Here is a 15,550-nt window from a genome sequence, read left to right as displayed (position 1 = left end):
TGCGGAGCTTCGTCCATATATCGAGGAAGCCGATCTTCTCACAGCCGACCAATCATCTGTCGAAGGAGAAGTCATTTTAACACCGATTCAGCGCTGGTTCTTTGAACGAGCATTCAGCGATCAGCACCATTGGAATCTCTCGATGATGCTTCATGCGCCAAATGGATTTGACCTTTCCATTACAGAACAAGTCATGCAAAAACTACTTTCACATCATGATGCACTGCGTATGGTATACAAGCAGGAACATAGCGGCATCCTGCAATACAACCAGCGGGAGTTACCAAAACCGATAGCGATTATTTCTCATGATGTCTCAAAAGAGCACGATGTGAAAAAGGCAATTTCCACATTTGCCAATGAGTATCAGCGTCAGCTGAACCTCGAAACAGGTCCTTTGATGAAAGTGATTTGTTTCCATGCAGAAGATGGCGATCATTTACTCATCGTGACACACCATTTAGTTATTGACGGTGTCTCATGCCGAATTTTACTAGAGGACTTTATGTCTCTATATCAGCAGGCATCTCAGGGACAAGCCCTTGTCCTGCCGCTGAAAACTCATTCCTTTAAAGAATGGGCAGAGGCCATTGAACGTTATGCACAGTCACAGTCATTAAAAAGTCAGCGGGAGTATTGGGCAGAGATTGAAAGCAAACCATTAACCGCATTACCTGTTGATCATGAAGTGACGAAAAGAAGAGTTGCCGAAACCAAATCGGTTCAAATGCAGCTGACAGAAACAGAAACTGAGCATCTTTTGACCGATATTCATCTGCCGTACACAACGGAAATGAACGATATTCTTTTATGTGCTCTCGGTCTTGCTGTTCAAGAGTGGACAGGTGAGTCCCATGTACATGTGCAGCTTGAAGGTCATGGAAGAGAGGATATTTTATCAGGGCTGGATGTCTCTCGCACAATTGGCTGGTTTACGAGTATGTATCCAGTTGTTCTTGAAGCGAAGCCGGATCAGACCATAGCTGAAGCTATTAAAGAAACGAAAGAAATGCTGCGCCGTGTGCCAAATAAAGGGATTGGCTACGGGATTTTAAAATACATGACAGCCACTGAACCGTCAGGACACCACGTACATCCTGAAATCAGCTTGAACTATCTTGGACAGATTGATCAGGAAGTGACGACAGAACTCTTTGGGCCGTCTACCCATGATATGGGACGACAAGCAAGCCCTGATTCGGAAGCTGTTTATAAGCTGAACCTTAGTGGTCTTGTTCAACACAATCGATTCATTTTGTCTTGCTCCTATTGTGCAAGTGAATATGAAGAACAGACGATACAGCAGTTCATGGCATTGTTGAAGGAAAAAATCCAATCCATCATCACCCATTGCTTAGCGCAGCACGAACGGGAATTTACGCCAAGTGACTTCTCTGCGGCTGACCTTGAAATGGATGAAATGGACGACATTTTTGACATGCTTGAGGAGAAATTGACTTAACAACACACGAGATCAGTCATAAAAATAGGAAGGGAGGATGAAATAGATGAGTCAATTTAAAAGGGATCAAGTTCAAGACATGTATTATCTGTCACCGATGCAAGAAGGAATGCTGTTTCATACCCTCCATCATCAAGAAAAGGGCTTCTATGTAGAGCAAATGGATATGAACGTTAAGGGCACACTGCATCATGACTTACTTGAGAAAAGCATGAATATCATCGTGGAGCGGTACGATATTTTTCGTACCGTGTTTCTCCACGAAAAAGTAAAGCGCCCTGTCCAAGTTGTGCTAAAGGAGCGTCCTTTTACACTTGATGTTGTGGACTTGCAAGATCTTTCTGAAGACGAACAGCTTGAACGTATCGAGAAATTCAAACAAAGGGATCAGCTGAGAGGATTTGACCTCTCGAAGGATTCTCTCATGCGGGCATCTGTTTTCCAAACGGGTTCTGCCAGCTATCGCTGGATATGGAGCTATCATCATATCCTTCTGGATGGCTGGTGCTTTGGACTTGTGGTGCAGGAGTTGTTTGCGATTTACCATGCACTTTTACATGACGTTCCTTATAAGCTAGAACCGGTCAAACCATATAAAGAATATATAAAGTGGCTGGAAAAACAAGATAAACAAGCATCATTTCAATATTGGCAGCAATCATTAGCAGGGTTTGATGGACAATCTACCTTTAAAGAACAGCGAAAACAAACGAATGAACATGAATTAGGCGAAATTGAATGGTCCATGAGCAAAGAAGAAACGGCTGCTTTGTCAGAGTTAGCGCTGCAGCAAAATGCGACGTTAAGCAGTGCGCTTCAATCCGTTTGGTCAGTTCTGCTGAGCAGGTATCAGCGGTCAAATGATGTGCTGTTTGGAACAGTTGTGTCAGGACGTCCGGCAGACTTGGCTGGCGTTGACAGGATGGTTGGATTGTTCATCAATGTCATCCCAAGAAGAATTCAGCTGACAGATCACATGACATTTCGTGCACTCCTGTCAGAAACACAGCAGCAGTCTCTTGCAGCCGAGCCGCACCAATATATTCCGATTTATGATATTCAGGCAAAGACAGGTCAGCAGCAGCTCATTGATCATATTGTCGTGTTTGAAAATGTCCCAGCTGCAAAGAAGGACGAGCAAGAGGCACGGTTAGGGTTCACGGTGGAGAACATGAATGTCTATGAAAAATCAAACTATGATCTCAATCTGCTCGCATCGCCTGGAGAAGAATTACTATTGAAGCTGGCCTTTAACAAAAGAGCGTTTGATCCTCAATTTGTTCACAAGTTAAAAGAACAGCTCAGTCTATTGATAAATGAGGCGGTCAAGCATCCCGATCAATCGGTTCATACACTCCCACTCGTCACGAAACAGGAAAAACAGCTGATTCTTGAGGAATGGAATGCACCTGAGCTTGAGCATGACCAATTATATTTATCGAAATGGTTTGAGCATAATGTGGGCAAACAGCCAAATGCAGTGGCACTATCAGCAGAAGAGCAAACGATGACATATGCCGAGCTGAATGAACAGGCCAATCGATTGGCAAGGCATTTGCAAAAAAATGGGTCTGAACATCGAACGGTCATCGCCATTTTAGCCGATCGAACACCTGAACTCATTGTCAGTCTGCTTGCAGTCTTAAAAGCAGGCGCAGCCTATGTGCCAATTGATCCTGATTATCCAGAAAGCCGCATTCAATACATGCTTAAAGACAGCGGAGCGACGCATCTTCTGACTCACTCATCCTTTATTGGTCAGGCGAAGGGACTCGGGTTTACTGGTACGTATCTGTTTGCAGATGATCAGGAAATTTCACTTATGAGCTCAGAGAATCTGCCGCTAGAAGCAGGTTTACACGATACGGCATATATCATGTATACATCAGGCACAACGGGTCAGCCAAAAGGCATCATGACAACCCATTCCAATATTGCCCGGGTAGTCAAAAATACGAACTACTTAACCATTTCAGATACAGATACACTGCTGTCACTATCCAACAGCGTATTTGATGGCTTTACCTTTGATGTATATGGTGCGCTTTTAAATGGTGCGAAGCTTGTCCTGCCGAAAAAAGACACCATTTTAGATATGCACGAGCTGACGAAGCTCATTAAAAGAGAAAGCATTTCTGTCATGTTTGTTCCAACTGCTTTATTTAATCTTCTCGTTGATGAAAAAACCGATTGGATGCGCAGTGTGCGCAAGGTGTTGTTCGGAGGGGAGCGTGCATCTGTACAGCATGTGAGAAAAGCCTTTGATGTCATGGGAAAAGGCAGACTAATCAATGTCTACGGCCCAACCGAATCAACCGTTTTTGCCACCTATTATCCTGTAGATGTAGCTCCGCCGATAGAAGCGCATTCTATTCCAATTGGAAAGCCAATTAACCAAACGGGTGCTTATATATTGAGCCAGCAAGGACAGCTTCAGCCGATTGGAATGGTCGGAGAACTTTGTCTCAGCGGCAAAGGGCTTGCGAAGGGGTATTTGAATCGTCCTGATCTGACAAAAGAAGCCTTTATCACACATCCATTTGCTACGGGAGAAAGGCTGTATCGTACGGGAGATTTGGCTTATTTTCGAGCAGATGGTCTGATTGAGTATGCAGGCAGAGTGGACGATCAGGTGAAAATTCGCGGCCACCGAATTGAGCTGACAGAAATCGAAGCCCACCTTCTCATGCATCCGGGCGTAAAGCAAGCTGCCCTTATAACGGATCAGCATGGCTCGCAGCATACAAGACTGCTCGCCTATATGACATGTGAGGAGGAGTGGAAGGACAAAGTTGATGTGATCAAGTCAGGGCTGAAGGAGAAACTTCCGGCTTACATGCAGCCTCATGAGCTGATCAGACTTGAGAAAATGCCGCTGACACCAAATGGAAAAGTTGATAAACGTCAGCTGCCAAAGCCAGAAGCGCCTCAAGGAAACCGCCATGTGAAGCTTCCGGCAAATGAGGTAGAACAAAAGCTGCTTGTCATGTGGCGTGAAGTGCTTGAACGAGATGATATCAGTACAGATGACCATTTCTTTGAGCTTGGAGGACATTCTTTAAAAGCGATGTCGCTTTTATCAAAGGTGTCGAAAGAATTCGATGTTCAGGTGCCTATTCACTTGTTGTTTGAGACACCTACAATTGAAGCCATCAGCCGTTATATTCAACAGCAGGATCATGAAGCTGCCGGCTATCTTGTATTCAATGAGTCTCAAACGCCAACAGTCTTTGCTCTTCCGCCATTACCGGGCTATGGCTTTATCTATCAGGAAGCCGCCAAAACGCTCGATAGTCTTCGTTTGATCGCCTTTGATTTTATTGAAGATGATCACCGCATGACGCAATACGTTCAGCATATTCAGCACCTTCAGCCTGAAGGGCCGCTGACTTTGATGGGCTACTCTGGCGGGTGCTATCTGGCCTTTGATCTCGTTCAATCGCTTGAACAAGCAGGACGGACGGTGGAAAAGGTCATCATGATCGATTCCTATAAGAAAATTGGAGAAAGTGATTTAGAAGGACGATCCATCGAGGATGATATCGAAGCGATTGTTCATCAATCAAAGCAAAGTGAACTTGCCCAAGAAGAGCTCGTTCAAGAAGCGCTTGCTCAAAAAACGCGGGCTTATTATGAAACATTTGTTAAGGGGGTGAATCAAGGAAAGATACAAGCAGATATTGATTTCATCCAATCAGAAGAGCAAATTGAGATTCCAGACTGGATGGATCATTGGGAAAAGGCGACGACCGGTGCTTATCGCTATTATCAAGGCTACGGTCAACACGCTGACATGTTCAAAAACAAAGAATGTGCAGCCCAAAATGCCCAGCTGATCCAAAAGATCGTTAATCAAAAAAATAGAGAAGCCGTTTTGTAAACTTTAGTTCAGGCAGGGGTGCATATTGGCATTCTTGCCTGTCAAAAAAGGAAAGGAACTCATATGAAACCATCAATTATAAATAAATCAAATGTACATGAATCAATGGATACGATTTTACAAGATGTACAGAGAACGATTTTACAAACCAACGAAATCGAACGCTTCGCTGTTTTTTCTCATGAAAAAACCATTCGACCGCGGCCATATCACCTCTCTCATTTATTTCTCGACAATCACATGGAGCAGGAGGCCGCAGCTGAATCGATACAGATGCAAATGGCTTCCCCTGCTTTAGCGGACATGCCGCCCGCCCTTTCCTATGGAGGGGATCTAGATGTTAAGGCAGGAGCCCAAACCTTGCAGGACGCCTTAACAGAGGCGGCAAAAACGAAAAATGGGCTGACTTATATCGTCAATAGTGAAAATGAACTCACACAATCCTACGCGCAGTTAAAGGAGGATGCCGAGCGGGTTCTGACAGGTTTGAGGGCGTTAGGACTTGAACCGGGTGATCCTGTATTCTTTCAGTTTTCATCCAATCATGCGATGGTAACAGCCTTTTGGGCGTGTGTGTTAGGCGGATTTGTTCCAACACTAGTGTCCGCTGCACCGACCTATCGGGAAATGAATGCCTCTGTGAAGAAGCTTCATCATGCGTGGAACCTGCTGGAGCATCCGCTCATTTTAACAGATGACTCGCTGATTGATGAGGTGCAAGGATTAGCTTTATTGTGGCATACAGATAAGTTAAGTGTCGCAGCCGTTGAGCCGATGCTTTCTTTAGAAAGAGATAGAGAAGCTTATCCAGCGTCACCGGATGATTCAGTCTTTTTTATCTTAACGTCTGGAAGTACAGGGATGCCCAAATGCGTAGAGCATTCTCATCGAAGCGTGCTGGCGAATGTCAAAGGAACAGTGGCAGCCAATGGGTTTACACAAGAGGATGTGTCGTTAGACTGGATGCCCTTAGATCATATTGGCGGTATTGTGATGTTTCACCTTGTCAATGTGTACACGGGCTGTGAGCAGGTTCGGGCAAGAACAGATGATTTTATCGCTCAGCCGCTGCGCTGGCTTGACTGGATGGACCGCTACCGTGCAACGAAGACATGGGCGCCTAACTTCGCATTTGCGATGATCAATGATTATGAGAAAGACATCTCGTCAGGATCTTGGGATCTTTCTGCTATGACCTGTATGATCAATGGGGCAGAAGCGGTCGTACCGAAGACGATTCAACGATTTTTACACTTGCTGGCTCCGCACGGCTTAAAGGGAGACGTCATTAGACCGGCATTCGGCATGTCTGAAATCTCTTCAGCCGTTGTCTTCTCTTTTGCGATACAGCGGGGAGATGAAAGCAGCGGGGTCCTAACCTTTGAGGAAACATCACTCACAGAGCAGCTAAGACCAGCGGAGGCACGGGAGACAGGAACCGTCAGCTTTACAGAGCTGGGAAGACCAATTCCGGGTATTACGATTCGTATCGTTAACCATGAGCATGAGCTTCTTCCCGAAGATCATATTGGCAGTGTGCAAATTAAAGGGCCAACGACAATGAAGGGCTATTACAAGAATGACGAAGCGAATCAAGAAGTTTTTCAAACAGACGGCTGGTTCCACACGGGGGATTTAGGTTTCCTGCACGAAGGAAGGCTGACATTAACCGGTAGAGAAAAAGACATGATCATCATCAACGGGAAAAATTATCACAACTATGAAATTGAAGTCATTGCAGAGGAAGTCCCCGGCGTCGAAACGAGCTTTGTAGCCGCTTGTTCCGCTCGGATGGAAGCATCTGCATCCGACGAGCTGATTCTCTTTTTTACACCGAAGCTGTATGAACCTTCTTATATCATGAGGGCAAGTCAAAATATTAAATCCCATATTGCAACAAAAATGGGTCTATCTGCATCGCGCGTGATCCCTGTCCAGAAGCATGCCTTTCCGAAAACAAGCTCTGGAAAAATAGAGAGGGCACAGCTCAAGAAGCGATGGCAGGAAGGCGAATTCGATGAAATCATCAAGGAGCTGGACATCAGACTTGAAAATGAACACACCTTGCCTGATTGGAGTTTACAAAAGAAGTGGATACCTGTTCCGCTCTATGAAGCTGAAAAACAAACATTAGGGAACACGATGATCTTTGCAGATACTTTAGGGCTGGCAGATCAATTGAGATCCCTTTCAAGCAATGAACAAACCTTTATTACGGTTGAACCGGGTCAAGCATTCACACAACTCACACATACACACTTCATCATCCACCCGAATCGGCCGTCTGACTACGAACAACTCTTTGAGACGCTCCGTTCGTATGGCGTTTCGGTGAAACAAATCATTCACCTTTGGAACTACACAACTCAAGAAGACACACTTCATGCAGCGTTGGCAAAAGAAGCGCAGAAAACTGGCAGCATGAGTGCATTATATGTAACAAAAGCGATCGCTGCCTATGAGGAGCCAGTAGAGATCACCTTTGTCTCTGCTCATGCGATGAATTTGCCGGAAGATCAAACACATGATGTGGAGAAAGCAACGACAGCAGGACTGATGACAGCTGTTCAGCATGAATGGCCGTTTATCAAGGTGAGGTGTCTTGATTTTTCTCTGGCAGAATCAGATACAGGTCGTTCTCATGCATCATCGATCATGACAGAACTTACACATGACACAAGCCATCATATCGCCGCTTATCGCGAAGGTGTTCGTTATACTCCTCTTTTAACGCCGCTTCATCTGGAAAAAGAACAAAGGAGGAAGAAGCCGCCATTTGAATCTTCCGGGATTTACGTGATAACAGGCGGGCTTGGCGGCATTGGACGGTTACTGAGTGAGCACCTGCTGACATCTTATCAAGCGCATCTTGTGCTGGTTGGAAGAAAGGCGAGAGAGGCTTTATCTATGGAGCAGCAAGACGTATTGATTTCACTTGAGAAACTAGCGGAAAAGCGCGGCGGTACAGTTCTTTATGAAAAGGTGGACATCACTGACGCAAAAGCCATTGAAGCGTTGATCTCAAAACAGGAGGCGGCTTTAGGCAAAAGGCTGCATGGCGTTATTCATTTCGCTGGCATCATTCAAGAAGAGCTGCTTCGTGACATGACGTCTGTGTCATTACATGCGATGTACGAAGCGAAGGTATATGGCACGATTGCGCTACATGAAGCAGCTTCTAAACGGCAGAATGTCTTATTCCTTTCTAGCTCGTCAGCTCGAACGTTAAAGGGCGGAATGACCGTTGGCGCTTATTGCGCGGCCAATGAGTTCGTTGAACAATTTGCTCATTATCAGAGGCTGACCTCTACAGTAAAGCCGTATTGCTTTAGCTTTAGTATGTGGGATGAGACCGGAATGAGTGAAGGCTCAATGATCAAGGGCATGCTAAAAGAAAGAGGCTATCTCCCGATTCCAAAACGGGCGGGCATTCAAACAATGCTGGCATGCTTGATGACAGATGCTCCTCTCATTTATATCGGGTTGGATCGGTCGAAGCAGGAAATTCAAGAAATGATACAGGAGGAGATACAAACAGAGCAGGCCGTATATGTCTTTTTCAAGACCGATCAAACAACGGCTATTGAAGAAAGGCTGTATCAGTCCATTTATACGTGTATACAGTCTCGTCTATCTGGAGAATGTTCCGTACATCTATATCCTGAAGAATACTGGAAAGAAACAGAGGATGGGATGCCGGACGAAGTGCATTTCAATGAATTAATAGAGGAAAATGGACAGGGTTCAGAGGACAGAGCACCTCAAACTGAGACGGAAAAACTATTGGTACTCATTTGGTCCGAACTGCTTGATGTTTCAAACATTAGCTGTGGTGATCACTTCTTTTTACTCGGAGGTCATTCGCTCAAGGCAACGCAAATGCTGTCAGCTGTTAGGCAGAAAACGGGATTTGACGTGCCGCTCGCCGTTCTTTTTGAGCATACGAGACTTGGAGAGTTAGCGGACTGGATTGATTTAAATGCCGAAGCCGATGAAGCGATTCCGATACGGAAAATAGAAAAGGGGCAGGAGCTTCCGATGTCCTATGCTCAGCAAAGACAGTGGTTTCTCTATCAATTACAGCCTGATCTAGCATTATACAATAATACGATTTCCTTTCGGATGAATGGACCTTTAGATGTAAAGGTGCTTCAGCACAGCCTGCAGCAAATGGTGCATAGGCATGAATCGCTCAGAACATCCTTTGCGATGAACGGCGATGAACCGGTACAGATCATACATGAGCATATGACTCTTCCAGCGCTTGAGGTGGTAGATGTATCAGACCTGGTATCACAGGAAGAAAAAGAACAAAAAGCGGCTGAATGGGCGAAAAAAGAAGCTGGCACACCATTCCGCTTAGAGCAAGATGCACTTTTTCGCGCGAAATTAATTCGGCTGTCAGAAACAGATCATTTGCTGCTGATGTCCATTCACCACATCGTGTCAGATGGCTGGTCGATTGGCATTGCCGCAAGGGAGCTATCCGAATGGTATACAGCGATGATCGAGGGGAGGGAGCCTGATCTCTCACCACTGCCGATTCAATATGCAGATTACGCACTATGGCAGAAGGAGTATTTGACGGGAGAAACACTTCAGAAGCAGCTTTCCTATTGGAAGGAGCAATTTGCGGTACCTGTGGAAGAGTTGATGCTGCCGTATGACTACACGCGTCCGGCCGTTCAATCCTATAGGGGAAAAACGAAAAAATCCCGCTTGTCGAAGCCGTTATCTGAACAGCTGGCGGTTCTTTCTAAGAAAACAGACAGTACCCTTTATATGACATTACTTTCGGCTTTCTCTACCTTGCTGCATCGATTGTCTTCACAGGATGAGTTTGTCATTGGATCCGTCATTGCCGGGAGAAATCGGACGGAGATGGAGCAGCTCATCGGATTTTTCGTGAATACGCTGGCACTTCGAATCGATCATAGCGGGAATCCGGCTTTCACAGAGCTATTAGAGCGAGTGAAGGAAACAACAATGGGCGCCTATGCACATCAGGATGTGCCGTTTGAGATGGTCGTAGATGAACTGACTATTGTACGTGAGGCTGGGAAGCAGCCGCTGTTTCAGGTCATGTTCGTTCTGCAAAACCTGCCTCTTGAAGCTTCACCGATGGGTGAGGCGACATCCGTTTTAGCCATTGAAGATAACGATACGGCCAAGTTTGATCTATCCCTGTTTGTTTTTGAAGGAGCGGAAGGTCTTCAATTAAAACTAGAGTATGATGCAGACTTATTTTCTGACGACACGATGGAACGGTTCCTTCGTTACTACGAACAGCTGCTTGCATGTATTTGTGAAAATCCAGCCCAGCCGATCAGACAAATGAATTATCTGCCAGAGAAAGAGAAGCAGCAGCTGCTCTATGAATGGAGCGGCAAAACAGAACATCCAGCGGGCCGGCTTCTCATCACAGAACGGTTTGAAGCACAGGTGAAAAAGACACCTCATGCAATCGCCCTCGAATCTGGGGAAGACCAGTGGACGTATCAGGAGTTACAAGAGAAAGTCGATCGGCTTGCCGCTTATCTGCAGCAGCGAGGAGTGAAGCCGCATGAACCAGTAGGGCTTCTGATCGACAGGTCGCCTGAAATGATTTTTGGGGTGCTGGCGATTGTGAAAGCAGGCGGGGCCTATGTCCCAATTGATCCTGAATATCCAGATGCACGAATTGATTATATGCTGAGGGATACAGGTATTCAGCTGTTACTAACAAAAAATGAATGGCTGAAACAAGTCTCGATCAGTCAAACCGAGCTCATTTGTCTTGATCAGGGATATGAAGAGTTTTTATCAGAGGGAGAACTCCAACCTGCTGCCTTAAAACCTGATGGACTCGCTTATATCAATTACACATCAGGATCAACCGGTCAGCCAAAAGGGGTTTTGATTCCGCATCAAGCGGTCATCCGGCTTGTATGTGAAACAGATTATGTCACCCTTGATGAACATACGCGTATTTTACAAATCGCTAGCTTTTCCTTTGATGCCTTTACGTATGAAATATGGGGAGCCCTGCTCAACGGAGGAAGGCTGATACTGACCGATCGAAATACGATTTTATCAATGGATACGCTGGCTGACACGCTGACATCTTACAAGATCACAACAGGATTTCTGACAGTGCCGCTGTTTAACCGATTAACTGAGGAACATCCAGAAGCTTTATCTGGATTCGATGCCTTATTGGTCGGTGGTGATGCTTTGTCAGCTGCTCATATCCGTAAAGCGCTGCCGTATTTACCTGAAGGCCTTTTAAACGGCTATGGACCAACTGAGAATACGACGTTCTCCTGTGTGCATCACATTCGGGCAGTGGATGAGGGGCAGGTGGCGGTTCCTATCGGTCAGCCAATTGCGTATTCACAAGCTTATGTACTAGACGACCAGCTGCAGCCGGTTCCGCAAGGTGTCATTGGAGAGATCTATGTAGGCGGTACAGGGCTTGCACTCGGTTACCTTGGAGATGAAGAAAAAACATCACAATCATTTATCCCGCATCCTTTCCAAGAAGGAGCGCGTTTATATAAAACAGGCGATATGGGCCGCTGGCTGCCAAACGGCATCATCGACTGCCTAGGAAGAATCGATCATCAAGTGAAAATTCGCGGACACCGCGTCGAATGCGGGGAAATTGAAGCCGCTATGCTGCGCTTTGAAGACATCATAGAATGTGCAGTCATTCCGCACCAGCATGAGAGTGGCCACAAGCGATTGATCGGTTATTTTGTCCAAAAGGGCAGCGTGACCACGCAAGACATTCGCCATCAATTAAAAGAAATACTGCCAGATTATATGGTGCCAAGCTTATTAATAGAGCTGGAGGAACTCCCGCTCACGGCAAATGGCAAGGTAGACCAAAAACGTCTCCCGCCGCCAGAGTGGAGACAGGAAGAAGTGGACAAACCGGCTGACAAGGCACTCAGTGAGGAAGAACGTGTACTGGAAAAAGTGTGGACTCAGCTGCTCGGCGCTCCTTCAATTGGCGTACATGATAACTACTTTGAGCTTGGCGGAGATTCGATTATTGTCATACAAATGGTGGCGCGCTTAGCACAGGAAGGCTACGTCATTCAGCCGAGAGATGTATTTGAAAAACAGACGATTTCACAGCTGGCACTCGCTATGAAAAAGTCAGATGCTGCTGCGTTCTATGATCAGTCGCCTGTCACAGGAGCTGTTCGTCTGCTTCCGATCCAATCATGGTTCTTTGAGCAATCATTGATAAACCAAGATTACTGGAATTTATCTGCGCATATGGAATTCAAGCAATCCATACAGCTCAAGCAGCTGACACAGGTTCTCTCAAAAATTGTCGATCATCACGATATGCTGAGAGCGATTTATACACAAGCAGCAGATGGCTCGTGGATTCAAACCATTCGTGCGCCTGGCATCACCCCTTGTGTCACCTTCTTTGATCTGACGGGTGTTTCTCAGGAGGAAGCGCTGGAACAAATCCGCATGGAGACCGCCGCTTGTCAAGGAACGTTGTCATTAGAGCGAGGGGAGGTCATCAAAGCCGTTCTTTTCCACACAAGTGAAGGTACGTCTGAACTCTTTATCGCTGCCCATCATCTTGTGATGGATGGAATCTCATGGCGCATCATACAGGAAGACCTATTAAATGGACTGAAGCAGCTTGCGGCAGGGCAGGAAATCGCGCTTGCAAAGAAAACTGCGTCCTATCAGCAGTGGGCTGAAGCTCTTTATAAATATGCACAAACCGATCATTTACAAGAGCAGGTTCCTTTTTGGCAAAGTATCATCAGTCAAGAGGAAGAGGGTTCTCCTTTTCAAACACCTGCGCTTTTCAATATAGAAGAACATGCAGAGATCCTGTCTATTCAATTGACGAAGGATCAAACAGATATTTTATTAAGACAGGCATCTCAAGCGTACCGAACAGAGGTAAACGATTTACTTTTATCAGGACTCACGCAAGCCGTTGGAAAGCCACTACTCATTACGTTAGAAGGGCACGGACGCGAGGATTTATTTGAACAGATGGATTTGTCACGAACAGTCGGATGGTTTACAAGCTCTTATCCTATTTTTATTCCTTTTATTCAAACCGATGTTGAGAGACAAATCAAAGATGTCAAAGAAACCTTAAGAGCTGTGCCGCAAAAGGGAATCGGCTATGGCTTGCTTCAATACATGACAGCAACTCGTTTACTCAAAAAGGCAGCGCCGCAGATGAGCTTTAATTACCTTGGACAGTTAGATCAAATAGACGATGAGACACATCTTTATATAGCTGATGAACGAAATGGACATGTACATGATTCAAAAGCAGAAAGACAGCATTTGATCGATGTGTACGGATATGTTGTGAACGGTCAGCTTCAGATGAATTTTATGATCAATCGTGAACTGCTTCAGTATGAAGAGGTGCGTCTGTTACCTGAACGGTTCAAAGAAAAAATGGAGGATATTCTGACGCATTGTGTAGAGACAAAAGGCGGTTTTACGCCATCTGATTTTCCAATGGTTCAGCTGACGCAAAAGCAAATCGATGATCTCCCAGACAATGTAGTGGATGTGTATCCACTATCTCCAATGCAGCAAGGGATGCTGTTTCATGCTCTATTAGATCAAGCGTCACAGGCGTATTTTGGTCAAGTGCATATGACGCTCGAAGGCTTAACGGACGGCGCAGCCTATGAAAAAGCCTGGAATCTGCTTGTTGAGCGTCATTCGATTTTGCGGACAACATTTGCTTGGGAAGGACTAAAGGAGCCTGTTCAGTTGATTCAATCAGAAGGAAGCATTCACCTCACTCAGCACGATGTGCGCCACCTGAGTGAAACGGATCAGAAGGAAGCCATCGAGCAATATTTGCAAACAGATCGTTTAAAGGATTTCAAGCTAGAAGATACGGATGAACCGCTGATTCGTATTGCTTTATTCCATCGTGATGAAAACACATGCACGTTTGTTTTTAGCTTTCATCATATTTTAATCGATGGCTGGAGCTTGTTCAGCTTTATTGAAGAATCCTTTTCTTTGTATCGCTCTCTTGTGGATGAACGGGAGGTGGATCTTCCTGCTGTCCGTCCATATAAAGATTTTATCGAGTGGCTGCAAAAGCAGGATCAAGAGAAGGCGCTAGCGTTCTGGAAACATTATATGTCAGGAGTAGAGGAGACTACGCCGCTTCCAGGAGACGACGGGCATGCTTCGGATGAAGATGCAGGTGTTGATCAGCTAAGTATCAAACTAACGCCCGAGATGCAGGAGAAACTCGAAAAGATGACAGGCAAGCAGAAGGTGACAATGAGCACCCTGATTCAGACAGCATGGGGGCTGCTTTTGCATCTTCATTCAGGATCTGATGATGTCGTGTTCGGAGTGACAGTGTCAGGACGGCCGGCGGATTTACCACAGGTTGAAAGCATGACAGGGCTCTTTATTAACACATTGCCGCTCCGTTTGCCGATCACACCAGAGTGGACCATTTCCAAGCTGCTGGCACATACGCAGAAAACAGTTTTTCAGATGCGGGAATTCGAATATACCGTACTGCCAGATATTCAGCAGCTGACCCACATCCCGAATGGAGATTCATTGTTTAACAGCATTGTCGTGTTTGAAAACTATCCGATTGAATCTATCGAGCCATACGGAGTGCGCATTTTAGACATTGCGAGTCATGAAGAAACGAACTATGACCTGACCCTTGTGGCAGTTCCGGGAGATACGCTGGAGCTTCGGGTCACATATCGCCTCAATCAATATACAGAAAAGCAAATACAATCGTTGATGCAGCAGCTGATCCACACACTTGAAGCGATGACAGAACAAATGGAGACACCCCTCTCTTCCTTCACGATCGTGACAAATGAAGAAAAAGAGCGGATGATCACCAATTGGGCGAAAAATGCACAAGTCAGCGTGCTGTACCCAGATCAAGAAGAGGTCTATTCAGGTGTACATGATCCTTCCTGTGAGACGGAAATATATATCCTGAGCGAAGAGCATCAGCTCATGCCGATAGGATTCCCTGGAGATATTTTTATCGGCGCAAAGGATATCAAAGCACTTTGCGGGGAGCTTGCTGATTGGATGGAGACGCATAAAATTCCGCATCCATTCAAACATCAAACTGGCGAATACCTCTATCCGACAGGGGATGTCGGCGTTTGGACTGAAAAAAACAAGATTCAGATTTTGGATTGGATGTAGGAGGAGAAGAA

3 protein-coding genes are annotated in these 15,550 nt (G+C 45.6%); all 3 read left to right on the top strand.

The window, feature by feature from the left end:
- Window positions 1-1,462 (top strand): condensation domain-containing protein (locus C9414_RS17235; protein WP_258182652.1); only part of this gene is annotated, 1,462 nt, incomplete at its 5' end.
- 46 nt (window positions 1,463-1,508) lie between these two features.
- The gene (locus C9414_RS17230; protein ID WP_107164159.1) at window positions 1,509-5,342 is read left to right on the top strand and encodes a non-ribosomal peptide synthetase; all 3,834 of its coding nucleotides are present in this window, start codon (window positions 1,509-1,511) and stop codon (window positions 5,340-5,342) included.
- Between the two features lie 63 nt (window positions 5,343-5,405).
- Window positions 5,406-15,539: a non-ribosomal peptide synthetase gene (locus tag C9414_RS17225; RefSeq protein WP_107164158.1), complete on the top strand. Its 10,134-nt coding sequence runs from the start codon at window positions 5,406-5,408 to the stop codon at window positions 15,537-15,539.
- The last annotated feature ends 11 nt before the right edge of the window (window positions 15,540-15,550 follow it).

It is taken from the genome of Bacillus sp. Nf3, assembly GCF_003028545.1.
GTDB lineage: Bacteria > Bacillota > Bacilli > Bacillales > Bacillaceae > Bacillus > Bacillus safensis.
The sequence above is the reverse complement of the archived record's forward strand: the minus strand, read 5'-3'. Positions and strand labels throughout refer to the sequence as shown.

Excerpts from the sequence above, each read along its gene's own strand:
- C9414_RS17225 (WP_107164158.1), top strand. The coding sequence starts at position 5,406 with ATGAAACCATCAATTATAAATAAATCAAATGTACATGAATCAATGGAT.
- C9414_RS17230 (WP_107164159.1), top strand. The coding sequence starts at position 1,509 with ATGAGTCAATTTAAAAGGGATCAAGTTCAAGACATGTATTATCTGTCA.